Annotated in this window: 25 protein-coding genes; 18 read left to right on the forward strand and 7 right to left on the reverse strand. The window is 42.5% G+C overall.

From position 1 onward, the window contains the following. Positions 1-42 precede the first annotated feature (42 nt). Complete coding sequence (gene ftsZ, locus FPL27_RS04490; protein ID WP_143959948.1) at positions 43-1,779, forward strand: cell division protein FtsZ; 1,737 nt, start codon at positions 43-45, stop codon at positions 1,777-1,779. Here ftsZ and FPL27_RS04495 read toward each other — a convergent pair whose 3' ends face one another. Further along, positions 1,780-2,304 (reverse strand): NADPH-dependent FMN reductase, encoded by a 525-nt coding sequence (locus FPL27_RS04495; RefSeq protein WP_143959949.1) that lies wholly within the window; start codon positions 2,302-2,304, stop codon positions 1,780-1,782. A gap of 151 nt (positions 2,305-2,455) precedes the next feature. Between FPL27_RS04495 and FPL27_RS04500 the strand changes: the two genes are divergently transcribed. The 5 genes from FPL27_RS04500 to FPL27_RS04520 all read left to right on the forward strand — a co-directional run bounded on the left by FPL27_RS04500 (position 2,456) and on the right by FPL27_RS04520 (position 6,633). Next, on the forward strand, positions 2,456-3,286 hold the full coding sequence (locus tag FPL27_RS04500) for a purine-nucleoside phosphorylase (protein ID WP_143959950.1): 831 nt from the start codon (positions 2,456-2,458) through the stop codon (positions 3,284-3,286). A 1-nt stretch (position 3,287) separates the two neighbouring features. Next, a complete protein-coding gene (locus FPL27_RS04505) occupies positions 3,288-4,106 on the forward strand; it encodes a purine-nucleoside phosphorylase (protein WP_143959951.1) in 819 nt (272 codons plus the stop codon). Between the two features lie 62 nt (positions 4,107-4,168). Further along, positions 4,169-4,816: an SDR family oxidoreductase gene (locus FPL27_RS04510; protein ID WP_143959952.1), complete on the forward strand. Its 648-nt coding sequence runs from the start codon at positions 4,169-4,171 to the stop codon at positions 4,814-4,816. An 81-nt stretch (positions 4,817-4,897) separates the two neighbouring features. Next, positions 4,898-5,632 carry a class I SAM-dependent methyltransferase gene (locus FPL27_RS04515; RefSeq protein ID WP_143959953.1) on the forward strand — a complete coding sequence of 245 codons (735 nt, stop codon included), beginning with the start codon at positions 4,898-4,900 and terminating at the stop codon, positions 5,630-5,632. Between the two features lie 2 nt (positions 5,633-5,634). After that, entirely contained in the window at positions 5,635-6,633 is a 999-nt protein-coding gene (locus FPL27_RS04520) for a polysaccharide deacetylase family protein (RefSeq protein WP_185974299.1), read from the forward strand. Positions 6,634-6,649: 16 nt separating this feature from the next. Here FPL27_RS04520 and FPL27_RS04525 read toward each other — a convergent pair whose 3' ends face one another. Further along, positions 6,650-7,942: an amidohydrolase gene (locus FPL27_RS04525; RefSeq protein ID WP_143959955.1), complete on the reverse strand. Its 1,293-nt coding sequence runs from the start codon at positions 7,940-7,942 to the stop codon at positions 6,650-6,652. A 115-nt stretch (positions 7,943-8,057) separates the two neighbouring features. Here FPL27_RS04525 and FPL27_RS04530 point away from each other — a divergent pair, with 115 nt between their 5' ends. The 8 genes from FPL27_RS04530 to FPL27_RS04565 all read left to right on the forward strand — a co-directional run bounded on the left by FPL27_RS04530 (position 8,058) and on the right by FPL27_RS04565 (position 16,846). Next, positions 8,058-9,083 (forward strand): DUF481 domain-containing protein, encoded by a 1,026-nt coding sequence (locus tag FPL27_RS04530; protein WP_143959956.1) that lies wholly within the window; start codon positions 8,058-8,060, stop codon positions 9,081-9,083. Between the two features lie 8 nt (positions 9,084-9,091). Then, entirely contained in the window at positions 9,092-9,793 is a 702-nt protein-coding gene (locus FPL27_RS04535; RefSeq protein ID WP_143959957.1) for an SDR family oxidoreductase, read from the forward strand. Between the two features lie 109 nt (positions 9,794-9,902). Next, complete coding sequence (gene gldA / locus FPL27_RS04540) at positions 9,903-10,820, forward strand: gliding motility-associated ABC transporter ATP-binding subunit GldA (RefSeq protein ID WP_143959958.1); 918 nt, start codon at positions 9,903-9,905, stop codon at positions 10,818-10,820. Continuing rightward, on the forward strand, positions 10,813-11,535 hold the full coding sequence (gldF, locus tag FPL27_RS04545) for a gliding motility-associated ABC transporter permease subunit GldF (RefSeq protein WP_143959959.1): 723 nt from the start codon (positions 10,813-10,815) through the stop codon (positions 11,533-11,535). The genes gldA and gldF overlap by 8 nt, the downstream gene beginning before the upstream one ends. Continuing rightward, positions 11,532-13,208, forward strand: coding sequence for a gliding motility-associated ABC transporter substrate-binding protein GldG (gene gldG / locus FPL27_RS04550; protein ID WP_143959960.1), 1,677 nt, complete (start codon positions 11,532-11,534; stop codon positions 13,206-13,208). Before gldF ends, gldG begins: the two co-directional genes overlap by 4 nt. A 121-nt stretch (positions 13,209-13,329) precedes the next feature. After that, positions 13,330-14,454: a DNA polymerase III subunit beta gene (dnaN, locus tag FPL27_RS04555; protein ID WP_143959961.1), complete on the forward strand. Its 1,125-nt coding sequence runs from the start codon at positions 13,330-13,332 to the stop codon at positions 14,452-14,454. Positions 14,455-14,604: 150 nt separating this feature from the next. Further along, the gene (locus FPL27_RS04560) at positions 14,605-15,165 is read left to right on the forward strand and encodes a type 1 glutamine amidotransferase domain-containing protein (protein WP_143959962.1); all 561 of its coding nucleotides are present in this window, start codon (positions 14,605-14,607) and stop codon (positions 15,163-15,165) included. A gap of 370 nt (positions 15,166-15,535) precedes the next feature. Continuing rightward, positions 15,536-16,846, forward strand: a complete 1,311-nt coding sequence (locus tag FPL27_RS04565) for a M23 family metallopeptidase (RefSeq protein ID WP_143959963.1) — start codon at positions 15,536-15,538, stop codon at positions 16,844-16,846. Here the strand turns inward: FPL27_RS04565 and FPL27_RS04570 are convergent. The 5 genes from FPL27_RS04570 to FPL27_RS04590 all read right to left on the reverse strand — a co-directional run bounded on the left by FPL27_RS04570 (position 16,843) and on the right by FPL27_RS04590 (position 23,134). After that, positions 16,843-17,577: a class I SAM-dependent methyltransferase gene (locus tag FPL27_RS04570; RefSeq protein ID WP_143959964.1), complete on the reverse strand. Its 735-nt coding sequence runs from the start codon at positions 17,575-17,577 to the stop codon at positions 16,843-16,845. The genes FPL27_RS04565 and FPL27_RS04570 overlap by 4 nt on opposite strands. A 49-nt stretch (positions 17,578-17,626) precedes the next feature. Next, complete coding sequence (gene murA, locus FPL27_RS04575) at positions 17,627-18,934, reverse strand: UDP-N-acetylglucosamine 1-carboxyvinyltransferase (protein WP_143959965.1); 1,308 nt, start codon at positions 18,932-18,934, stop codon at positions 17,627-17,629. Then, entirely contained in the window at positions 18,934-19,629 is a 696-nt protein-coding gene (locus FPL27_RS04580) for a DUF4290 domain-containing protein (RefSeq protein ID WP_143959966.1), read from the reverse strand. The genes murA and FPL27_RS04580 overlap by 1 nt, the downstream gene beginning before the upstream one ends. Positions 19,630-19,823: 194 nt before the next feature. Then, positions 19,824-22,076 (reverse strand): ATP-dependent helicase, encoded by a 2,253-nt coding sequence (locus FPL27_RS04585; RefSeq protein ID WP_143959967.1) that lies wholly within the window; start codon positions 22,074-22,076, stop codon positions 19,824-19,826. A gap of 215 nt (positions 22,077-22,291) precedes the next feature. Next, on the reverse strand, positions 22,292-23,134 hold the full coding sequence (locus FPL27_RS04590; protein WP_143959968.1) for a lysophospholipid acyltransferase family protein: 843 nt from the start codon (positions 23,132-23,134) through the stop codon (positions 22,292-22,294). Between the two features lie 134 nt (positions 23,135-23,268). Here FPL27_RS04590 and FPL27_RS04595 point away from each other — a divergent pair, with 134 nt between their 5' ends. The 4 genes from FPL27_RS04595 (at position 23,269) to nadD (ending at position 25,394) form a co-directional block, all read left to right on the forward strand. Beyond that, positions 23,269-23,862: a sigma-70 family RNA polymerase sigma factor gene (locus FPL27_RS04595; RefSeq protein WP_143959969.1), complete on the forward strand. Its 594-nt coding sequence runs from the start codon at positions 23,269-23,271 to the stop codon at positions 23,860-23,862. Positions 23,863-23,892: 30 nt separating this feature from the next. After that, positions 23,893-24,165: a mycothiol system anti-sigma-R factor gene (locus FPL27_RS04600; protein ID WP_143959970.1), complete on the forward strand. Its 273-nt coding sequence runs from the start codon at positions 23,893-23,895 to the stop codon at positions 24,163-24,165. Positions 24,166-24,176: 11 nt separating this feature from the next. Beyond that, a complete protein-coding gene (gene gmk / locus FPL27_RS04605; RefSeq protein WP_143959971.1) occupies positions 24,177-24,749 on the forward strand; it encodes a guanylate kinase in 573 nt (190 codons plus the stop codon). Between the two features lie 78 nt (positions 24,750-24,827). Beyond that, positions 24,828-25,394 (forward strand): nicotinate (nicotinamide) nucleotide adenylyltransferase, encoded by a 567-nt coding sequence (nadD, locus tag FPL27_RS04610; protein ID WP_143959972.1) that lies wholly within the window; start codon positions 24,828-24,830, stop codon positions 25,392-25,394.

Below are 25,394 nucleotides of genomic sequence, written 5' to 3' on the forward strand. Positions count from 1 at the left end.
TTTTAGATTTTAAATTACAGTTCACCAAAAATTGAGGAAAAAATGTCAGACAACAAAGATTACAGATTTGACCTTCCGAAAAACCACAAGTCTATCATCAAAGTGATAGGAGTAGGAGGGGGTGGTTCTAACGCAGTGAACCACATGTTCAACCAAGGTATAAAGGATGTGGAGTTTGTGGTAGTCAATACCGACTCCCAAGCTCTTAAGTGCAGCCCTGTTCCCTTGAAGATTCAGATAGGTGCAAACCTTACCGAAGGACTGGGTGCCGGAGCAAATCCTGAAAGAGGAAGAAACGCTGCTATTGAAAGCAAAGAGGAAATCAGGGAACTGCTTTCTGACAATACAAAGATGGTATTCATTACTGCCGGAATGGGGGGTGGAACAGGTACAGGTGCCGCTCCTGTGATCGCCAAGATCGCCAAGGAAATGGATATTCTAACCGTAGGTATCGTTACTGCTCCTTTCGGTTTCGAAGGAAGAAAGAAAATGGGTGCAGCTCAGCAGGGAATTGAGGCCCTTCGCGCTAGCTGTGACACCGTGCTTGTCATCCTAAACGACAAGTTGCGTGAAATTTATGGCAACCTGGCCATCAGGTCTGCATTTGGAAAAGCTGACAACATCCTTTCCACTGCTGCAAAATCCATCGCTGAAATCATTACTGTTCATCAGGATGTAAACGTCGATTTTGAAGATGTAAAAACAGTAATGTATGATGCTGGTGCTGCCGTAATGGGTTCCGCCACCGAAGAAGGTGAAGGACGTGCAATTAAAGCTGCAGAAAAAGCCATCGCATCCCCATTGTTGAACAACGTAGATATCAGAGGTGCGCAGAAGATCCTACTTTCCATCATGTCAGGTGAGGAAGAGGAACTATCTATGGACGAATTGAGCGAAATCACTGAGTTTATCCAGGCGAAAGCAGGCGAAGAAGCGGAAGTAATCTTCGGTCAGGGTATAGATCAAGACTTGAAGAAATGCATCCGAGTTACAGTTATTGCCACGGGTTTTGAGGCTGATTCTTTGACCAAAGAAGAAGACGAGAAGCGTGCTAAGCTGGAAGCTGAAAGAAAGCAGAAAGAAGAAGAGGAAGCTGAATTGGCTAGAATTGAAGCTGAGAAAGCCAAAATCGAGGCAGAAAAGAAGAGAATTGAAGAAGAGGCTAATGCTCCCAAAATAATTGATTTGGAGTCTGGCAAGACTTCTAAAATTGAGGAGACTGCAGAAGCTGGTTCTACCTTTACCTTTCCCATCAACGTACCGGGATCTCCTGTGAATCCTGCTAGGCAGGAAACCATGAATTATGGATTCCAACGTCCACAGCAGCCTCAGAGGCAACAAACTCCTCCTGCTCCGCAGCCTGAGAGAAAAGTATACACATTGGACGGAAGTGAAAAGGAAACCCCTTCTAATAAATATACTTTCCTCAAGCCAAATGATAGTCAGCAGCATGAGCCAACTCCTGAGCCTCAATCAAGATATGAGGAGCCTAAGGAAGAAGAGAGCACTGGCGCTTATACCACTGATCACTATGAGCAGTATAAGCAAAAGGCTATCAAAAGAGCTCACGAAAGATTTGAAAGATTGAGCCAGATGAGATCAGTTAATCAGTCTCAGGAAGACTTTAAGGATAAATTGGAGACTCCGGCTTACTTAAGGAAAAATGTGAAATTGCAGGATGTTCAGCATAGTTCTGAGCAAAACATTTCTAAGTTTAACCTGAACGATGACAATGAAATACTTGGCAACAACAGGTTTTTGCATGACAATGTTGATTGATTAAAAATCAATCAACATTTCAGCTTGGGTTTGTAATAAGTCAATGTAGAATCTGTTGGTGAGCAGATTGTCAGACATATTTTCCTCAATTTTTGCCAGTTTTGGCTTGTTGGCTAATACATGCATTCCCAAATAATGGAAGATGTCGGTGAGGTGGCTCAAAGCGATGCCACCCCCGCCTATTCCTGATGATAACCCCACCAAAGCACATTTTTTATTTCTAAAAGTATTGGGATAACTCATCCCATCGATGAAAGATTTGAGAATTCCCGGAAACGAGCCATTGTATTCCGGCACTATGAAAACAAATTTTTTGCCTTCTTGAACTTGGTGGTGTACCTGGTTAAATTCCTTGTTTTTGCCATTATGCTCATATAAGGCTGTAAAAATAAAATCGTGGGGCAGATCCATCAAGTCAATGATTTCAGCCTCCTGATTTAAAGTTTGTAGAATTTCAAGGTATTGGGAGGCAATCTGTTTGGAAATAGAGTTCCGCCTGTTGGTGCTTACTATAATTTTTATCATAGGAATAAAAAGGTTCTGTCTAGCCACATACTTGATTCGGCTGAAATAAATACATCAAAACCAATCTGAAAGTTTCTAAGCCTTGAATTTAGGCATTGCACAACTGAATCCTGTAGATTTTCTATTAAATTTGGGCAAAACGTAAGATAACATGAGCGACATTGATTACACTGGCCGCATTGAGCAGGCGGTAAGCTATATAAAATCCCACATAGATTTTCAACCGCAAGTAGGAGTGATTCTAGGTACTGGCCTAGGCAGACTTATCGATGATATCGAAATAGAAGGCGAACTGAATTATGCCGATATCCCGCATTTCCCTATTTCCACTGTGGAGAGCCACTCTGGTAGATTGATTTTTGGAGAGATAAATGGTAGGTCTGTCGTGGCCATGAAAGGCCGATTCCATTATTATGAAGGTTACGATATGAAGGAAGTAACCTTTCCAGTAAGAGTAATGCATCTGCTGGGTATTTCCCACCTTATCGTCTCCAATGCGGCCGGGGGTCTCAATCCAGCCTATAAAATAGGAGAGGTGATGATTCTAAATGACCACATCGACCTTTTTCCGGAAAATCCTTTGAGGGGAAAAAACCTTGATCAGTTTGGTGTGAGATTCCCTGATATGAGCGAGCCCTATTCTTTTGATTTGATAGAGAAGGCCAAAAATATTGCCCAGAAGGAAGGCGTAGTCGCTCATGAGGGTGTATATGCTGGAGTACAGGGGCCAAACTTGGAAACGAAAGCGGAATACAAATATTTACGCACCATAGGAGCTGATGCTGTAGGGATGAGCACCATACCTGAAGTAATTGTTGCAAGACATATGGAGCTTCCAGCTTTTGCTATTTCTGCTATTACTGATCTTTGTTCTCCAGGCAATATTAAAAAAGTAAGCATTGCGGAAGTGCTTGCAGCAGCTGCGAAGGCTGAGCCTGGCATGGCACTAATTATCAAAAAACTTATAGGACAACTCCCATAAAATGGCTTTATCCAAAGAGAATTTTCAGGAGACTCTGGGTTATCTGAAAGAGAAATGTCCCAGGGTACCCAAAGCTGGAATCATTCTGGGATCAGGCCTGGGAAATTTTGGTAATAGGATAGAAAATGCCACCATAATTCCCTATTCTGACATCCCAAATTTCCCCCAATCCACCGTGGATGGTCATTCGGGAACCTTGATTTTTGGTACACTTAAAGATGTGCCTGTGGTGGCTATGAGCGGCAGGTTTCATTTTTATGAAGGTTATGAAATGAATAAGGTTACTTTTCCTGTTAGGGTTTTGAAATTATTAGGAATAGAATTTCTAGTCATTTCCAATGCAGCAGTAGGTTTGAATCCTGCTTTTCAGGTAGGTGACCTTATGCTGATTGAGGACCATATTGATCTTTTTCCATATAATCCGCTTAGAGGGAAGAATGAGGATGATTTTGGGGTAAGGTTTCCGGACATGAGTGAGCCCTTTGATGCAGAATTGCGCTCAAAGGCCAAGGAGATAGCTGCTAGAATAAGCATCACCGCCCATTCGGGAGTGTATGCCGGAGTGCAAGGTCCCAAACTAGAAACTCGGGCCGAAATGCGATATCTCAGGATTATCGGAGCAGATGCAGTGGGTATGAGTACCGTGCCGGAAGTGATTGTGGCGCGTCACAAGGATTTACGGGTCATTGCTATAAGTGCGATCACCAATCTTTGCATACCCCAAGAAAAGCAACACTTTTCTCATGATGGTGTGGTGGATGCTGCCCAAAAAGCTGAGATTTCTCTAAGCAGGGTGGTTGAGGAGCTGATAAAGGGATAAAGCATTCCATGGCATCTTTCTTGCCATTTTTAGGTTGTTTTTAACCGATAAATTGATAAGAAATGGAAAAGGTATTAATAATAGGTGCCAATGGTCATACAGGTAGAATAGTAGCAACAAAATTAAAGGATGCTGCATCTTACATACCGGTGGCCATGATTCGGGATTCCGATCAAAAGGAATATTTTGAAGAAATGGGTGTGCAGTCTTGCTTAGGAGATCTAGAAGGTGAATTTGAAAATTGCTGTAAAGGTGTAGACAAAATAATCTTTGTTGCTGGATCGGGAGGTTCGACAGGGAAAGAGAAAACGGAATCAGTAGATAAGGAAGGGGCGCAAAAAAGCATCGACATGGCCAAAAAACATGGCATAAAAAAGTATGTGATGCTGAGCTCTATGGGTGCAGAGGATCCAGATCCGGATTCCAAAATGCACCATTACCTGGCGGCCAAAAATGTTGCAGATGAACATCTGAAAAAAAGTGGGGTGCCCTACGCAATTGTACGACCGGGAGCACTTACTCATAAGGGTGGGACTGCTAAAATAAAGGCTGCATATAAACTTGATGAGCAGGGTGAGATTTCCCGTGAGGATGTGGCTTCAGTGCTTATCCATTGTTTGGACAGGGATTATGGAACAGGGTTGACTTTCGAGATACTTTCCGGGGATTTATCTATTCACGAGGCCATTGAAGGATTAAAACAGGTTTGATAACCTGTTTTTTTTTATTTGGTGAAGTTGTGGGCTTTCGAGTAAAAAGTTTAAATTTATAGACAATTAAACTTTTTAATTATGATGGTAAAATTCAGGGAGACTTTTATTACTCCTTTAAAACAAGCATTTGTTCAGTATAGAGAAAAAAGAAAACTTCATCCCCGATTGGGAAAGGTTGATTTTGGAGATTTGAAACGAGCGGAACCCATTTCTCGCAATTTTGGATTTGAGAGAGGCAAGCCAGTTGACAGGTTTTATATTGAGCGGTTTTTAGATGAAAATTCCCACTTGATCAAAGGTAGGGTGCTTGAAATAGGGGATAATGCTTATACCTTACAATTCGGCAAAGAAAATGTATCACAAAGTGATGTGTTGCATTATAACAATAGCAACGGCAAAGCCACGATCACAGGTGATCTCACCAATCTGCCTCAAGTAGAGGATGGTTCGTTTGACTGTATCATCCTCACACAAACTTTACAGTTTATCTACGAAAAGGAATCAGCTTTGAAAACTTGTAGGCGGATCTTGAAACCAAACGGGGCTCTGTTGATGACAGTACCTGGGATTTCTCCACTGGATGATTTTGAGTTTGGTCACAACTATTTCTGGAATTTTACCAAACAAGGGGTGGAGGAGTTGATGAAGACCGTGTTCCCCTATGCAGACACAAAAGTGGATCATCATGGGAATATGTTTACCGCCATTTCCTTTCTCAATGGGATAAGTTTAAATGAAATTGATCCGTCTTTGTTAGAAAAATCTGACAAACATATCCAAATGCTTATTTCCTGTAGATCTATCAAAAAATGAAAATGAGTTTTCGCAACCTACTCCATAGATTTTCGCCTCTTTGGAAATCCTCGGGTGCATTGGTTTTAATGTATCACAAAATAGGTTCTCCAAAAACAGACCCTTGGAAATTAGCCGTAAGTGAGAGGAATTTTGATGCTCAGATGAAGTGGCTTGCCCGTAATTGCAAAGTTATATCAACTGCTGAGATGGTTGAAAATCTAAAGACAGGGAAGGTGAAGAGCAGGACCATTGCCTTAACTTTCGATGATGGATATCAGGACAACTATTTGCTAGCAAAACCTATTTTGGAGAAATATAATCTGCCAGCTACTTTCTTCATTTCGGATAAATGTTTAGAAGAAAGAACTGGTTTTTGGTGGGATGAATTGGAGGAAATAGCTCTTCATTCTAAAACCCTGCCTGCAAGTTTTCGTTCGTCCGATACTTTCATGGAGTTAGGGGAGGAGGCAACTATTATAAATGGTTATTGGAGGAGTAATCAGCAATATTATGCCATGGATCCAGTCAATAAAAGGTCTGAACTTTATCTGAAGTTGTGGGAAGAGTTTAGTCCTCTAGAGTATAAAGACCAAGAGAGTCGCCTTTCCCAAATAAAGAGCTGGGCCAAGGTTACAGAAACCTCAGTAGAAAAATGTATGACTAGGGAGCAATTGAAGGAAATGGGACAAAATGACCTTTTTACCATTGGAGCTCATACCCATTCACACCCAGCCCTTTCTTCACATCATTATGAATACCAATATAAGGAAATCTTACAAAATCTGAATTATATAGAGGCCAGCATCGGAAGAAGACCCAAATTCCTAGCCTATCCATCAGGCAAATATAATGAAGACACTCTTAATGTGGTGAAAGAGCTAGAGCTTGATGCTGCTTTCACCACCATTCCGACTTTAATTAACAAAAGAACTAGTGCCTTTGAAATGGGAAGGTTTCAAGTGATGAATTGGGAGAAAAGTGAATTTTCCAAGAGTATAAAAAAATGGGAGACTCAATAGACCTCCCATTTATAAATCACTTCTTTTCCATAAACTCCAAAGCTAAATAAGCCAACGTTCTCATGCCCAACACAAATCCTCCTTCATCCAAATATAAATCAGGGGTGTGGTGTGATGCTACTTCCAGTGGATCGGCTCCCTCCGGCATTCCTCCCAAAAAGAAAAATAGCCCTGGAGCCTCTCTTTGATAATAGCTGAAGTCTTCTGCTCCGGTGATCGGATCAGAATAGATCACATTTTCCTCTCCGGCAACTTCTTTAAGCACATTTTCCATTTTAGCAGTCAAGTCTGGGTCATTGACGGTGGAGGGGTAAATTTTCTCAATCTCTACTTCTGCCTTTGCACCTGCGCTTTCCGCGATCTTTTCGGCAATTTCAGTAATTCTCCTATGTACTAATTTCTGTTGTTCATCTCCAAAAGTTCTAACTGTCCCGATCATTTCCACTTCTTCTGGAATGATGTTTTGCCTTACTCCGCCCTTGATCGCTCCGATGGTGACGACGGCTGGGTTTTCGGTGATGTTAACATTACGACTCATAATTGTTTGTAACCCTGTAACAATCTGTGCTGAGGTCACGATAGGATCCACCGATGCCCAAGGTGCTGCTCCATGAGCCTGTCTTCCCTTGACCACAATTTTCAAATTATCCACAGCAGCCATTGCTGGGCCAGAACGGTAACGTAATTTTCCCACTTCTGTCTGTGAATTAATGTGCAGTCCAAAAATAGCATCCACGCCTTCCATTACACCTTCTTCCACCATTTGCTTTGCACCCCAGGTTTCTACGTCAGGAGAAAACACCCCTTCTTCTGCTGGTTGAAAGATGAACTTAACGGTACCTTTGAGGTCATCCTTCATTTCGGAAAAAACTTCTGCGACCCCCATCAACATGGCAACATGGGTGTCGTGACCACAAGCGTGCATCACTCCTGTTTCTTGTCCGTTATATTCTGTTCTGACGGTTGATTTAAAAGGCACATCTGTACGCTCAGTTACTGGAAGTGCATCCATATCAGCCCTTAAAGCAACTGTCGGTCCGGGCTGGCCGCCTTTCAAAATACCTACGACACCCGTCACTGCTACATTTTCCTGGACCTCCATTCCCAGAGAGCGCAGGTGGTCAGCCACTATTTTGGCAGTTCGAGTTTCCTCATTCCCCAGCTCGGGATGTTGGTGAAAATCCCTTCTCCACTCTATAACTTGAACCTCTATTGAACTTGTTTTTTCATCCACTCTTGATTTCAAGTCGCTTTGCGCAATCCCCAGATTAGAAATCATAAAGAGTAAAATAGGTATTGTTTTTTTCATATCTTTAAATGTTGTGTGATGGTCATTTTCTAAAAATACAAAAATTACATTTCTTAATCATGCAAAAAATTGGGATGGAATAAAGATTGCATGATTAGGCCAAACATTATTCTTAATGAGGTATATACTTTTACTCATCTTTACCATTTTTATTAGCAGTATAGACAGCTTTGCCCAGGAAAAAGACACCCTTTATATAAAAAACCAATCACCCCTAGTAGGCAAATTGGAGAGAATCCAATATGGTGTAGTCAGGTTCAATGCCGATAATGTGGGCAGGGTAGAAGTGGACATCACCAATGTACTGACCTTCCGCACTTTTGGGTTTGGATACCGTGTGCAGACCGCAAATAGGGAATTTTACATCGGGATTTTCAAAACTCATGAGGAAGAAGGTAGGGTTAGAATCCTTACAGGATTTGACGAAATTGACATCGCTATTCGAAACCTAAACGAAGTAAATCTCTTAAGGGAAAACTTTTTCGAAAGGGTGCAAGGAAGGGCAAGTGCTGGCTATACTTTTTCTCGCTCCAGCAACATCGGGCTCTGGAATGGTTCTCTTGAGCTTGGTTATGATACCGAACGGCTAGATATTGACCTCACCGGGTCCATTATCGTAAGTCAGGAAGAGGGTAGATTTAGCAGGGATAGAGAAAATGTGCTTTTGGTTGCCAATTATTATTTGAGTCCTACCTGGCATGCTTGGGGGTTAGGAAACTACCAGCGAAACCTGCAGCTTGGCATTCTCAGACGATTGCAGCAAGGTGCAGGTCTGGGGATATTTGCCATTCAAGACAAACGGGCCATCGGCCGGCTAGCTAGCGGCCTGGTAATAAACCAAGAGGTTAATATGCAACAGGATGTCAATAGTCCGCTTTACGAGGTTCCGATAATAATGGAGTTTACGTTTTTCCGGTTAAGAAGGCCACAACTAAATTTCCGTACAACTCAAAGTGTTTATGTAAGCCTTACTCAACAGGGAAGAATCAGAAATGATGGAGATACCCGACTTTCTTGGACAGTAATCAATAACTTTGAAATAAATTTAAATTTTTACAACAACTTTGATAACCAACCCCCTTCAGAATTGGGTTCTACATTTGATTATGGGTTGGTGTTTGGAGTAGGATATAGATTTTAACCCACAATATGGAAATAGAAGGAAAATTGGCCGTAGTGACGGGAGTCAGCAAGGGCATTGGTTACCAGGTGGTGACCCAACTTTTAGAAAAAGGTGTTAAAGTGGCGGGCTGGGGCAGAAACCATCCCGACCTTTATCATGATAATTTCACGTTTTTTCCCTGTGATGTGTCTCAGGAAAGCTCGGTGGAAGAAGCCTACGCAGCCACAAAAGAGAAGTTTGGCGAAGAAATCCACATCTTGGTTAATAACGCAGGCTATGGTCAGGCCGCTCCAATCGATGAAATGAAATCTGAGGATTGGGAGAAAATATTTCAAACTAACGTGCATGGTATCTTCTATACCACTAGGCGCATTGTGCCTCACATGAAGAAGCTGGATGAAGGGCATATAGTAAATATTTCCTCCATAGCAGGGTTGAACGGGTTGGCTAATTTTTCGGCCTATTGTGCAACCAAGCACGCTGTTAGAGGTCTGTCGCATTCACTATATATGGAGTTGCGGGAATTTGGGATTAAAGTCAGCACCATCTATCCGGGCTCTACCCAAACACAGTTCTTCGAGGATATCGATGGGATGGAATCTAGCGAAAACATGATGAGGCCTGAAGATGTCGCTACCACCATAGTACAAATGTTGGAAACCCACCCCAACTTCTTCGTCGCCGATGTAGAATGCAGGCCGCTGCAACCAAAGGGAAAGAAGAAGTAATCTCCAAACGTTAATAGAAATTAAAGCAGTCCTTCATCAGGGACTGCTTTTCTGTATTGTTTGGGTATGTAAACCATTCCCTGTATTTTTACGGACTAACCGCTGAACTATGTCTTTGGAAGTAATAAACCTTTCTAAAACTTACGGGGAGCAGAAAGTGCTCAATGATATCTCCTTCGAGGCCAAGGCTGGACAGGTACTGGGATTTTTAGGACCTAACGGTGCCGGAAAGTCCACCACCATGAAGATCGCCACTGGATATGTTCTCCCCGATGATGGGGAGGTTAAAGTCAATGGCGTTTCGGTTCTTTCCAATCCCAAAGAAGTGAGTAGAATGATAGGGTATCTTCCTGAGCATAATCCCTTGTATTTGGATATGTATGTCAAGGAGTTTCTTCAGTTTATTGCTGGCCTCTACTCCATGGATAAAAAACACTTAGCAAACAGAATCCAAACAGTCATCGAGCAATGTGGACTTGGTCCTGAACAGCACAAGAAAATCGGCCAACTTTCCAAAGGTTATCGTCAAAGAGTAGGCCTTGCCAAAGCACTTATCCATGACCCTTCTGTGATTATTTTGGACGAGCCCACAACTGGACTTGACCCCAATCAGCTTGTAGATATCAGAAAGCTGATCAAAGAGATCAGCCGGGACAAGACATTAATCCTCAGTACCCATATCATGCAGGAGGTGGAAGCCATCTGTGAAAAGGTCATCATCATCAATAAAGGCGAAATTGTTGCTCAAGACCTGCTTTCCAACCTTAAATCAGAGGCAGGGAAAAGTTCTATATTACTTCAATTGGAGGAAGTGATCGAATTGGAGGTTTTCCAAGATCTGCCTTTGGTGAACAACACAAAGCTGATCGATCAACATACTGCACTTTTTTACACCACAGACCCCAAGCTTTTAAGAAAGCAACTCCTGCAAAGAATTCAGGAATTAGACCTGACATTGGTGCGTATCCAGCAGGAAGAAAAGAATCTAGAATCCATTTTCCATCAGTTGACCAATCAGAATGGGTAGTTTACTAAAGAAAGAGATCAACAGCTTTTTCAACCAGCTTACCGGGTATTTAATTGTTATCATTTTCCTCATTTCCATAGGACTTATCGTTTGGGTATTTCCCGACACCTCGGTTCTTGAGTATGGGTATGCGGATTTGGACCCACTTTTCTCTTACACACCATTTGTGTTTGTGTTTTTGGTTCCTGCTATCACCATGAAAATGATCGCGGAGGAAAAGAAAACTGGTACCTGGGAATTGCTCATGACTTCACCAATAAATCCATTCCAGATCGTTTTGGCCAAATATCTGGCGGCGGTGCTGTTGGTATTAATCGCCGTGCTGCCAACTCTTATTTACCATTTTAGCATTTCTCAACTGGGCAGCCCAGTGGGGAATATAGATAGCGCAGGATTTTTCGGTTCGTTTATAGGGCTGGTTTTTATTGGGGCTGTGTTTGCAGCAATCGGGATTTTCAGCTCTGCTCTCACCGACAATCAAATAGTGGCATTTGTTGTAGGCGTTTTCCTAAGCTTCTTCCTTTATTTTGGACTTACTGCCGCTACCGATTTGATGGCCTTGAGTGAGTTTAGTCTTTGGCTTGAAAATATCAGCTTGAGCTATCATTACCGAAGTCTGAGCCGAGGGGTGATTGTTTCGTCAAACTTGCTGTACTTTTTCGCAATGATCACCGTTTTGTTGGGTTCCACAGCTTTAATCATCCGCAGAAAATGAGAAAGACCAATAAAAGCATATTTAAGTCTATAGGTTTTCTGGCGGCCCTTTTAGTATTGTTTTTCGTTTTGGAAAGCTTGTTTCCTTTTAGGATTGATTTGACTGAAGACCGGAAATACTCCTTGCATCCGGCTACCAAGGAAACTCTTCAAGAGCTGGATGAACCCTTGGAGGTCGAAATCGTGCTGACCGGAAAGCTGCCAGGAGGCATGCGGCGTTTACAACTAGCCATCGAAGAAACCATACGCACTTTCAATGCTTACAGCTCTCAAAGGATAACCTATCATTATCAAGATCCATTGGAAGTAGAAGGTGAGGAGCAGCGGGAGTTTATCTATGCCCTTTCGGAATATGGTATCAGTCCGACAAACCTTCATGCTACCATGGATGGTGGTCAGTCTTCAAGATTGATATTTCCAGGAGTAGTGATTCGCGATAGTGAATTTGAAACCGGGGTTTTGCTGCTGAGGGGAGAAAGAGGAATGGGGCCCGAGGAAATATTAAATCTTTCCATTGAAAATTTAGAATACGAGCTCATCAACGGGATCAAAAAACTGATTACCAAGCAGCAATTTGCAGTTGGAATGGTGATGGACCATGGGGAATTGGATGATGATGACGGGTTTGGGATCGTGGAGGCCTTGGTGGAGGATTTTGAAGTCTACAAAGTGCCTTTGGCCGATGCCACTACTGTGGAGGATATTTTAGGGTTTGAGGCTATGATTGTTTCTGGACCAAAACAGGCCTATTCCGAGCGGAGTAAATACCTTCTTGACCAATATTTGATGCGTGGCGGAAATCTAATATTCCTTATGGATCAAATGCAGGTCGACCTTACCGAGGCTGGGGGCGAGGGTACTACAGCTATGCCGATGGAAAGTAATCTGGATGATTTGCTCTTTCGCTACGGTGTGAGGGTAAATAGAGATTTAATTCAGGATCTTAGTTTTGGCTATCATCCTGTCATGACGGGACAATTTGGTGATCAGCCGCAAATAACACCATTGCCTTGGCCATTTTATGTGGTAGCAGGGAGAATGGGCAACCACCCTATCACCAAAGGATTGGATCAGGTTCAGTTTCAATTTGTGAGTTCCATAGATACTGTGAAAGCTGATGGGGTTCGCAAGACGCCTCTTGTTTTTTCAAGCGAATACAGCCGAGTATTACCTTTCCCGGTTAGGGTTGCCTTTGAGGAAATGGCCCAGGAGCCGGATGTGGAGCGATTTAATCAACAACATTTGGCTTTAACTTATTTGCTTGAAGGAAATTTTACTTCGTTTTACAAAAACAGATTCTTGCCCGAAGGGGCAGAAAAAGATAAATTTATAGAAGAAGGCAGTGAAGGAAAAGTGATCGTGGTAGGCGACAGCCATGTTTTCAAAAGTGACTTTGACTTAAACAGTAAAGAACCGGCTCCCCTTGGGATTGATCCTTTTACGGGAAATGAATACGCCAACAGGCAGTTTCTTCAAAACATGGTCAGTTACCTGATCGAACCCGATGGGATTATTGCCACCAGAACCAAACAGTTTCAGATTCGACCTTTAAATAAAGTGAAAATCAAGAATCAAAAGACTTTCTGGCAGGTGCTAAATATTGGCGGACCGGTACTTTTGGTGTGTCTGATTGGGTTGGTTAAAGTCTATCTTCGAAAAAAGCAGTATGGTTAACCCTAAAAAAATGGATAATACTCAAATTATTTTGCCACAAATCCTCTTGGGAGGGGAGCATTTATAATTTTATTTCTAAATTTACCCTGTTATAACTACAATAGAAAAATAAGTCGACCGTATGAAATTCATTGTTTCCTCTTCTGCACTTTTAAAGCAGCTTTCTGCTATCAATGGGGTAGTGACCACAAACCCAGTGGTTCCTATTCTGGAAAATTTTCTTTTTGAAATTAAAGAGGGTAAACTGACCATTACCGCCTCTGATCTTCAGACTTCAATGATGACTGAGATAGAGGTGGAGGCCAAAGAAGATGGCAATATCGCAGTCCCTGCCAAAATCCTGATCGAAACGTTGAAAAATCTGCCTGAGCAGCCAGTTACTTTCAGCATCGATAGCGAAACTTACAGCATTGAGATTAGCTCGGACAACGGTCGTTATAAACTTGCCGGTGAAAATGCCACCGACTTCCCTAAAATACCTTCAGTAACTAACGCTACCACCGTAGATATGTCTACTGAAGTCCTTAGCAGTGCTATTAACAACACAATCTTTGCCACTAGCAATGATGAGTTGAGACCAGCCATGACGGGTGTGTACGTTAATTTGAGTAGCACAAACGCTACCTTCGTAGCAACTGACGGCCACAGATTGATTAGATACAGAAGAGTGGATGTAGCCTCTCCTGATGCGGCAAGCATCATTATCCCAAGGAAAGCATTGAATTTGCTTAAGTCTACTTTGCCTTCTGAAAATGTACCTGTAACGGTTGAATTCAACAGCAGTAATGCTTATTTCAACTTCAACAACATTAGAATGATCTGCCGATTGATTGACGAGCGTTTCCCGGATTATGAAAATGTGATTCCAGTTGATAACAACAACGACATGACCATTGATAGAGTTGAATTCATGAGCTCTATGAAGCGAATTGCTATATATGCTAACAAAACTACCCACCAGGTAAGGTTGAAATTGGTAGGTAGCGAACTTCAGATTTCTGCTGAGGACCTAGATTTCTCCAATGAAGCCAATGAGCGCCTATCTTGCGAGCATGAAGGCGAGGATATCGAAATTGGCTTCAATGCTAAGTTTTTGATCGAAATGCTAAATAATATTTCCGCCAAAGAGGTAACCTTGAAATTCTCGGCTCCAAATCGTGCTGGCCTGATTGTGCCATCTGACAAAGGAGAAAACGAAGATATCTTGATGTTGGTGATGCCGGTAATGTTGAATAATTACGTATAAGAAGTAAGCAATAAGAGTTTTTATGAAAACGCCTCGGTATTAAGTACTGAGGCGTTTTTTTGTGGCTAAAATTGACCCTTTGATCAAACAATGGAGGTTCACTTCTGTTTAGGAATAAACGAATTATTAAACCACAAAACCTAAAACACCATGTCTAATTTACAAGGTAAGAAAGTAGCTATATTAACTGAGACCGGATTTGAGGAGAGCGAATTGCTCAGCCCAAAAGAGGCTTTGGAAAAGGAGGGAGCCACGGTACATGTGATTTCTCCTGCGAAAGAAATAAAAGGATGGAAAGACGGTAATTGGAGCAAGGAGGTTAAGATAGATTTGGCTTTGGATAGCGCCAATGCAGAAGATTACCACGCCTTGGTAGTTCCAGGCGGAGTGATTAATCCTGATAAGCTTAGAATGAACGAAAAGGCGGTTAACTTCATGAAGTCCTTTTTCGAGAAGGGGAAGCCAGTGGCAGCCATCTGTCATGGTCCACAAGCCTTGATTGAAACAGGTGCGCTGGAAGGCAGAGAGATGACCTCTTGGCCATCCATCAAGACCGACCTGAAAAACGCCGGTGTCAACTGGGTCGATGAAGAGTGTGTATGCGATTCAGGACTGGTAACCTCGAGAAAGCCTGACGATCTTCCTGCCTTCAACAAGAAGCTGATTGAGGAAATCAAGGAAGGAGTTCACGAAGACCAGAAGACTGTCTAAGATAATTTAGTCATTAATTACAAGGGCTGTTTCATTTCATGGAGCAGCCCTTTTGAGTTGTATGAGTCTAGTGAAATCTAGGATATGAATCGGTGTGATCTTGATAAGATATTAAAACTTAAACCAATGCTAAACCAGTCTTTGACCAGTGTTAAACCAGTGTAAAAACAATCTGATATTGGTTTAAGTAAGGTTTATAATATGTCGATTATATATTTATGACAGGCTTAAGGTTTTGTAAAAGTCGGGGAATACTTTATTTTTATTTTCTTTTGTATAGGGGTTGATTGACTGAGATTCTGGACACTGTCAACATCTATCGAAATGAGCAAAATGAACCAAATTGGTCTTCCTCTGTTTTTTTATAACGATGAAGAAATATGTGTCTTTAATATCAATTACCCTTTTAATGGCCTGTAATGGCACAAGGGTAGACAGGTTTTTGGGAGAGAGAAGCCCGTATGAGAAATATAAAAACGGATTGGAAAGCTCTTCCCTGGAGCATAGTGCACTAGTAAGTGACTGGGTGAGGATAGGAGAAAAGGTGCTTTCCGACAGCCTTAGCATCAATTTGCCCTATCAAGAAGTGGGGTATTTTGATCCCAAGGAAGCATCAGCCATTTTACTTCGGTATGAAGTAAAAGAGGGGCAGCGGATCAACGTAAAGGTGGAGCCTGTATCCCAAGTGGACTCCCAATATTTTGTGGATGTATTTGAAGTAGGCGCAGATGGGCAGCTTTCTAGGAGGCACTATGCGGAAGAGGAGCTGAGTATATCCTATGAAGTCAAAAAGGATGGCCTCCATGCTGTGCGGGTGCAGCCAGAGCTTTTCAGAGGGGGAGTGTTTTCGCTTCAAGTAAGTAACGAAGCGACATTGGCCTTCCCAATCCCGGAAAAAACTAGTAGAAGCATTGCCAGCTTTTTCGGAGATGGGCGTGATGCAGGCGCAAGAAAACATGAAGGTGTGGATATTTTTGCCCCAAGAGGCACACCTGTGGTAGCCGTAAGGGATGGCAGAGTCAGGCGGGTTGGCAACAACCGACTGGGTGGAAAAGTGGTGAATGTAAGTGGGCCTGGGTATTCGTATTACTATGCTCACTTGGACAGCCAATTGGTGAATGTTGGCCAGGCTGTAAAATTGGGAGATACCTTAGGTTTGGTAGGAAATACAGGCAACGCAATCACCACGGCGCCACATTTACATTTTGGGATTTACAGAGCGGGAAGAGGGGCAGTCGACCCTTATCACTTCCTGCACTCTCCAGATGAACTAGCTGAAATGGAATTGCCGGATACTAACAACATAGGAATTTTCCAAAGAGTGGCCAATGCAAAAATTAACCTTAGAAGCCTTCCATCCACATCAGGGGATATAGTCAGGGAGCTTAGCCAACATGAGGTGCTGAGGGTGGAGGCCCAAACCAAAGACTGGTATAGAGTGACCTTGCCGAATCAGGAAAAGGCATATGTTTTTGCTTCACTTGTCGAGCCTGTTGAAAGCCCTATTGAAACAGTTAGCCTTAGCCAGTCGGATTTACTGAGGGAAGATAGGGTAGGTGCGACTTATTTTGAAAATACTTTAGAGTCAGGAGAAGCTGAAAGGTTGGGCCATTTCGAAAACGAGCAACTTCTCCGGACAGCATCAGGTAGACTGCTTTGGAAAGCCCCTGTGGAGGATTAGACCCTTCCGACCCTAGCTAGAATAGGAAAAGAAACCTTAACCTCTTTTCTTTCCCCAAATGCTTTTTCCAGCTCCCTTGTGACCTGTGGCATTGGGTCTTTTCCTGTTTGGTTTTTGTAATTTTTAACGGCTGACCAAGTTTGAAGGTATCCGGTTAATTGATCCAGGTTCCATGAATATGCAATGGTGTGGTTAGAAAAGTTAACCTCCCTGAAAGGGAACGGTATGGTTTGGTAATTTTCATCGATCCATTTCCGCTCAAGATCCCAATAATTCCCCAAAATGTCAGTATAGAACTTGCCAATTATCAGATCAAAATTTTGCTCGCTTTGAATCAATCCATATCCCAGGATCGCCAGAAGCCCTTTTGGCTTCAAAAGCCTTTTTACCTCAGCATAAAAATTATTGAAATCAAACCAGTGGACAGCCTGCCCAACTGTGATCAAATCAAATGACTGGTCTGAAAAGCTGCTTTCCTCCGCGGGCTGAATGGAATATTCAAGATTTGATGCCTGATACGCATACTTAATTTGCTGCCCGCTAATATCTGTTGCTTTGACCTGCTTGAATTTCCCCGTCAAATGCCGTACGACCTGCCCGTTGCCTGTGGCTACATCCAGTGCGGTGCCGAAGGACGCACAAAGCTTAAATAGCTCCTTGAACACACTTTCGGGATAATCCGGTCGAAAATTAGCGTAACCTGCGGAATCATGTGAAAATCTGTCTTTCATAAGGCGTAAAAAAAAAACACCTTCCGATAAAGAAGGTGTTTGATATATTTTAGTCGATTCTTACAATGTCAGCTCCCAAGGCATTTAGACGTTGGTCAATGTATTGGTAGCCTCTGTCAATCTGCTCAATGTTGTCGATGACGGAAGTGCCTTCTGCAGAAAGGGCAGCAATCAGCAAAGAAACCCCCGCTCGAATGTCCGGGGAGGTCATTCTTATTCCTCTGAGTGGATATTTTCTGTCCAATCCAATCACTGTAGCCCTGTGTGGATCACAAAGGATGATTTGGGCACCCATGTCGATAAGTTTATCTACAAAGAACAAACGGCTTTCAAACATCTTCTGGTGAACCAAGACGGTGCCTTTAGCCTGCGTGGCAGTTACCAACACAATGCTCAACAAATCGGGAGTAAAGCCTGGCCATATGGCATCGGCGATGTTTAATATTGAGCCATCTATAAAGGTCTCAATTTCGTAATGCTTTTGGCTTGGGATGTAGATGTCATCACCTTTAATCTCCAGCTTAATGCCCATACGACGGAAAGTCTCAGGGATGACTCCCAACTTTTCTACTTGGACATTTTTAATAGTGATCTCAGATTGGGTCATGGCAGCAAGGCCAATGAATGAACCGATCTCGATCATATCAGGAAGTAAGGTATGCTCTGTACCGTTCAGTTTTTTTACTCCTTCGATGTGCAACAAGTTTGAACCAACGCCGGTGATTTTGGCGCCCATTCTGTTTAGCATATCGCAAAGTTGCTGAAGATAAGGCTCGCAAGCGGCATTGTAGATGGTTGTCTTGCCTTCGGCCATCACCGCAGCCATCAAAATATTGGCTGTGCCAGTAACAGAAGCCTCATCGAGAAGCATATAGGAGCCCTTCAGGTTGGTGCCATCTATTTTGTATATCTCCTCTTTGCTATCATATTCAAACTTGGCCCCAAGTTTTTGGAATCCCACAAAATGGGTATCGAGTCTCCTGCGGCCAATTTTGTCCCCTCCTGGTTTGGAAAGTCTGCCTGTGCCGAATCTGGCCAAAAGTGGTCCTAGAATCATTACTGAGCCTCTCAAAGCCGAAGCTTTTTTAAGGAAATCCTGTGTTTCTAGATAATTGATGTCCACTTCATCTGATTGGAAAGTATAACTCTCCGGTCCGATTTTTTCAACTTTCACTCCCATATCGCCCAACAGTTCGATCAACTTGTTGACGTCTACGATATTGGGGATCTTGTTGATGGTGACCTTCTCTTCCGTTAGTAATACGGCACAAAGAATTTGCAACGCCTCGTTCTTGGCGCCTTGAGGGGTGATTTCACCTTTCAGTTTCGATCCCCCTTTTACTCTAAATGAAGACATTAATTTCTGCGTTTTTTGTAGTTTCCTCCGTTGTTTCTTCTCTTATGACCATTACCGCCACTGTTTTGGGAGTAATTTCTTCGGCCACTGTTTTGGTTTTGGGAGTCATTGTTAGATTGAGAGCCTGGCTTGAAGTCACGTCTCATGTTGGTTTCAAAAAGCCCGTTTTCTCTAACCTTTTCCAGGTCGATATGCAATCTGCCCTTGGAAAGAGTTTTGATGTCATCGAGGATGATGCCGTCGTCAAAGTTTTCCTTGTTCCAAGTGGAATGGAAACTTCTCATCAGTTGCCCGATAAAAATTATGGCTACCTCCTGCTCATCATCATCTTCGATCTCAATAGCTCTTTCGATCAGTTTTTCAATGTTTCTGCCGTAGTGCTTGTATTTAACCTCACCATCAGGATAGCCGATCATCTGGGGTCTTTTACCCAAAAGTTCCTTTTCCGGCATCGGAAAGGGGGCATCCACGTCCAGCTCAAAGTTGGCCATGATAAAAAGATCATCCCAAAGTTTTTGATCACTTTCAGACTTCAACTGGGGATTGAGCTGTTTCATCAGGTCCACCAGAGTGTAAGCATACTCTGTTCGTTTCTGCTTATCGGGCACGGTCTGGACATAGTCCACCAGCTTTTGGATGTTTTTGCCGTATTCTTTCAAAATAACTGAGTGTTTATTCTTTTCATTTACTTCCATACCTCTGCCTGCTTAGTTTGAAATGACACTATAATTTACAAAAAATATGTCACTTAACAGGAGAACTGATTAATGCATTAAGAGCAAGAGGTCAATTTATTTATATGGAAATAGCGAAATATGGACATAGTGAAATATTAAAGTATATCTCTATTTCACTATTTCTAATATTTCCCTATTTCATTATATCTATTTTATTCTAATATTCGGAGCTTTGCAAAGCTAAGTAATAAAGTCTTTTCTCCAAAATTATCAAATTTTATCGAAGCTTTTCTGTTCGCTCCTTCGGTTTCTATTTTCACTACATCCCCAAATCCAAATTTTGGATGCTCCACCTTTTGGCCTTCTTGCAGGTTGTGGGTGTTGGAGGGTTTGAAGTCGGGACTAGGTGTATGAACCTTAGCCGTGGTCCCGGTACGCATGGCCGGTTTTTTCAAACCGATGAACCCTGTTTTGCCCTCACTTCCATAATCTCTGAAGCTGCTGGCAATTGCCGAACTCATCCTTTTGTTGACCTTCACGTAGGTTGGATCCACTTCTTCTAGAAACCTGCTTTGCTCGCAATTTAATAACCTACCAAATCTGTACCGAGATAGCGCATAGGACAAATAAAGTTTTTCCATGGCCCTAGTGGTGGCTACATAAAAGAGCCTTCTTTCCTCTTCCAAGTCCTCACGGCTCTGCATCATCATCTGGGAAGGAAATAAGTCTTCCTCTAATCCGACTACAAACACCTGTCTGAATTCCAGGCCTTTGGAAGAGTGGATGGTCATCATGGTTACCGCATCACTCTGGTCCTTGTCACGATCATTGTCGGTCAGCAAGGCAATTTCCTGGAGAAATGCGCCCAAACTTTTATCCTCATTTTCGGGATTGTCCACATACTCCTTGATGGCGTTCAGCAATTCCTGAACGTTTTCATACCTGTTCAGTCCCTCGATAGTTTTGTCCTCATACAGCTCTCTCAGAAGCCCAGATTGCTTGGCGATGGTAGTGGCAGCCTCAAAGGCATCCTTTCTTTCCATCTCAAATTGGAAGCTTTTGATCATGGTGGCAAAATCATCCACCGCATTTGCTGCCCTGCCTCCCAGGAAACTGGAACCGTTGGTCACAACCTCCCAAAGCGGGATGTCATGCTCATAGGCAGCTACCATCATCTTTTCCACCGATGTGTCACCTATGCCCCTTTTGGGATAGTTGATGGTTCTTTTGAAGGCCTCCTCATCGGACGGGTTGACCGTAAACCTCATGTAAGCCATCAGGTCCTTGATTTCCTTCCTTTGATAAAACGACAAACCTCCTACAATCTTGTAAGGGATGTTCATCTTTCTCAAAGCTTCCTCCATGGCCCTAGATTGGGAGTTGGTGCGATAGAGGATGGCAAAATCGCTGTTGTTGAGCTTTTTGTTGTTCTTTTCTTCAAAGATAGTGGAAGCTACCAGTCGACCTTCTTCATTATCAGAAGCTGCTTTGATTAATTCTATCAGGTCCCCGTTGTCATTTTGGGTCCAGACATTCTTTTTCAGCTGAGCTTTGTTTTTGGATATAATGGAATTTGCTGCCTCAACGATGGTTTTGGTGGAGCGGTAGTTTTGCTCCAGTTTGACCACAAACAGGTCGGGATAATCTTTTTCGAAATTGAGTATGTTTTGGATATCCGCTCCGCGAAAAGCATATATACTCTGTGCATCGTCGCCCACCACACATATATTTTGGTGGACAGCAGCCAGTTTCTTGGTAATCAAATATTGCGAAAGGTTCGTATCCTGAAACTCATCCACCATCACATATTTAAACCTTTGCTGGTATTTGTTCAGTACATCCGCATGGTCACGGAACAATACATTGGTATTGAAAAGCAAGTCGTCAAAATCCATGGCTCCGGATTTAAAAAGCCTTTCTTGGTAGGTTCTATAAATCTCGCCAATCTTAGGCTTCATAGCCGTTTCATCATCAGCCTTGATATAAGGGTCATTGAGATAGGCTTGCCAGGAAATTAATCTGTTTTTGGCGCCGGAGATTCTGGCTAGGACAGTGTTGGCTTTATAAACCTTGTCATCCAGCCTTTTTTCTTTGACTATACTCCGGATAAGTGATTTGCTATCGTCAGTATCGTAAATGGTGAAGTTGGAAGGATAACCCAACCGGTCTGCTTCTACCCGTAGAATCTTAGCAAAGGTAGAGTGAAAAGTACCCATCCAAGTATTCCTAGCTTCCAAACCGACCACCCTTTCGATCCTATGCTTCATCTCGGCGGCTGCCTTGTTGGTAAAAGTCAGAGAAAGGATGTTGAACGGATCGATACCTTTTGCATAAATCAAATGGGCAATCCTATAGGTCAAGACCCTGGTCTTGCCCGATCCAGCGCCTGCGATGATCATCACAGGGCCTTCGGTTTGTTCTACAGCTTGTCTTTGGGGAGGGTTGAGGCTTTTTAAATAGTCCATATTGCTTAATAATCACCTAACCGGTGCAATGGTTCAGTCAGTTCTTACTGGGAATGCCTACAAAGGTAAGCAATTGAATAAGATATGCATATAGCTACGCAAAAGCAAGAGCTTAGGCCCTGGGAATTAATGATATGAAAATAATTAGGGATTTTGAATTACGAGTGTAAAATGGAAATTCGGCCTCAATTTTTTTAATTATTAATTTTCACTTCCTAATCCCTCTTCTCCCTCCACCTATTATGGCTCCAAAGATATAGCGCCGGTTCCTTTCGGATGTTTTCTTCTGTAAGCTCTACAAATCTGTCAGTGATACTGTGGTCAGCGGCATCATGAGGTGCATCGGAAATCAGTTGGTAAGTGAATGTATAATGTCCACGCTTTGGCTTGGTTGTAAAGCCGAATATTACCGAGCTGTCAAACCTCTTTGCGATCTTTTCGGCGCCTTCGAAAAATGCCGTTTCTTGATTCATAAAGCTTCTCCAATAGCGGATGTCTGAATGGGTGGGGCGCTGGTCTGCAGCTAGGACGATCAGCCTAGGCTCGTTTCTTTTCTTGATGAAATTTCGCTGAAAACTTGTGCGCTCCACCAGATAGCAGCCGAACCTGTTTCGGATCTGGTACATCAGGTTTTCAAAAAATTCCTCGTTTACTTTTTGGTAAACGGTCTCCACGGGAATATCCCATGAAGCGGTTGCTGAAAGCAAATGGGCTTCCCAATTGAAAAAGTGTGGACAAACCCCGATGACCAACTTGCCAGCTTTTACTCTTTCATGGATGATTTTATAATTTACCAACTTCACCCTTTCTTGTAGTTCCACCTTGGAAATGGTAAGGAACTTGACCGTTTCGACGATAGAATCAGTGAAATTCCTGTAGAAGTCCTTTTTGATACGTTGGATTTCCTTCTCCGACTTCTCGGGAAAGGCGTTGCGTAAATTGTCTAGAATCACTTTTTTTCTGTACTGGAGTACATGGCAGGCAAGAAAATAAAGGAAGTCGGAAAAGATATATAAAACCGACAATGGCAGTCGGGAAATAAGCTTTATGATAAACATTAAGATTGATTTTGCGTATTAATTGTCCAATACATGGAAGGGGCGCGGAAAATAATTTTCAAATTAAAGGAAATTGAGTGACTTTCTGGCCGAAAATTAGTTATAAATTAAGTCAATTAGTATTTTTGGAACTTATGTCTGAAGTACAGAGAAAAAAATATTCTGAAAAAGAAAAAACCAACATCTTCGACAACGAATTTATGCCCCACATAGATTCGATGTATAACTTTGGCTATAGGCTAACTTTTGATGAAGATGATGCCAAGGATTTAGTACAGGACACCTATCTGAAAGCCTACCGCTTCATTAATTCCTTTGAGCAGGGCACCAATGCCAAAGCCTGGTTGTTTAGAATACTGAAGAACAGTTTCATCAATGAGTACCGCAAGAAAAGCAAGCAACCGGCCAAGGTAGATTATCAGGAAGTTGAAACTTATTACAACTCCGAAAGTGTTGACCATAGTATCACCTCAGATTTGAGAGTTGACGCTGTAAAGGACATGATTGGGGACGAGATTTCCAACGCCCTGAACAGTCTAGCGGTCGACTTCCGCACGGTCATAATTTTATGTGACTTGGAAGGCTTTACTTATGAGGAGATGGCCAAGATTTTGGACATCCCGATTGGTACGGTTCGATCAAGATTGCACCGAGCCAGGAACTTATTGAAAGACAAGCTGCGTTCCTACGCACAAGACATGGGATACGATACTGATAATGAGGACTAATTTGACTTAGTTATTGAATAAAATAAAGCAATGGAGAAAGATTTAACCCCTTCCGGAGAAAGAAAACTAGAATGTGATGATGTGAGTAAATGCTTCCAGCTTTTGGAAAGCATCTTAGATGGAGAAGTAAATTCAGAATCAAAGGAAACTTTGGACGGCAAACTTGCCAAGTGCCAGCCTTGCTTTGAATATTTCCATTTGGAACAAGCCATCAGAGAAGTACTCAAGACCAAATGCTCCAAACAGCCTGTTCCCAGTGAACTAGCTTCCAGCATACGTCAGAAAATCGAAGAGATTAAATAACGAGTTAATTCATGTCATCAGGAAAAGCGATTATTTTTTCGGCTCCATCAGGTTCCGGGAAAACCACAATTGTAAAATACCTCATTTCTAAAAACCCAAAGTTGGGTTTTTCTATTTCAGCCTGTACCAGGGACAAACGCGGTCGCTCTGAACAAAACGGAAAAGACTATTATTTTTTGACCCCAGAGGATTTCAAGCAGAAAATTGACAACGACGAATTTATTGAGTGGGAGGAAGTGTACGAAGGCAACTTCTACGGCACCCTCAAGGAGGAAATCCAGCGAATCTGGGATGAAGGCCACCACGTGATTTTCGATGTAGATGTAAAAGGTGGACTTAACCTTAAAAAATACTTTGGCCACAAAGCCTTAGCAGTTTTTGTAAAGGTCCCCTCTTTGGACGAACTTACCGAAAGACTTAAAGACAGGGGGACCGAGTCTGAAGAAAGCCTATCAAGAAGGTTGTACAAAGCCAAGTTCGAAATGGGCTTCGAAAACAAATTCGACGTCACCTTGGTCAACGATGATATGGAAAAATCATTTGCCGAAGCAGAAAAGCTGGTAGGTGACTTTTTAGAGAAATAATTTGACAGAAGACCGAAGACGGGAGACCGTTCTGTGAAACTCATTTTAAACTCTGTTTAACTCTGTGTCCCTTTTTCCATGAAAATCGGTTTATTTTTCGGCTCTTTTAATCCCATTCACATAGGTCATCTCATCATTGCTAACGTAATGGTGGATCAGACGGATTTGGATGAGGTATGGTTTGTCGTTTCTCCCCAAAACCCCTTCAAAAACCCCCGTTCTTTACTGCACGAACAGGATAGACTCCGAATGGTGGAGCTCGCCATTGCCGACCATTTTTCCTTCAAGGCCACCGATGTGGAATTCCACATGCCCAGACCAAGCTATACCATTGATACCCTCACTTACCTTTCCGATAAACATCCCGGCCATGAGTTTAAGCTGATCATTGGGGGGGACAATCTCAACCATTTCCACAAGTGGAAAAACAGTGAGCAAATACTAGAGCAGTATGGCTTGTATGTGTATCCCCGGCCGGGGAAAAATAAAGTGTTAGAGCATTCAAATGTACGCTATGTTGATGCCCCGATGATTGATGTTTCTGCCACCTTTATCAGAAAATCTATCAAGTCAGTCTTTTCTGTAAAGTATCTACTTCACCCCAAAGTGGAGGAGTATATTATGGATAAAAAGTTTTTTATTTAA

The sequence above is a fragment of the Litoribacter populi genome, from assembly GCF_007483685.1.
GTDB classification, from domain to species: Bacteria; Bacteroidota; Bacteroidia; order Cytophagales; family Cyclobacteriaceae; genus Litoribacter; species Litoribacter populi.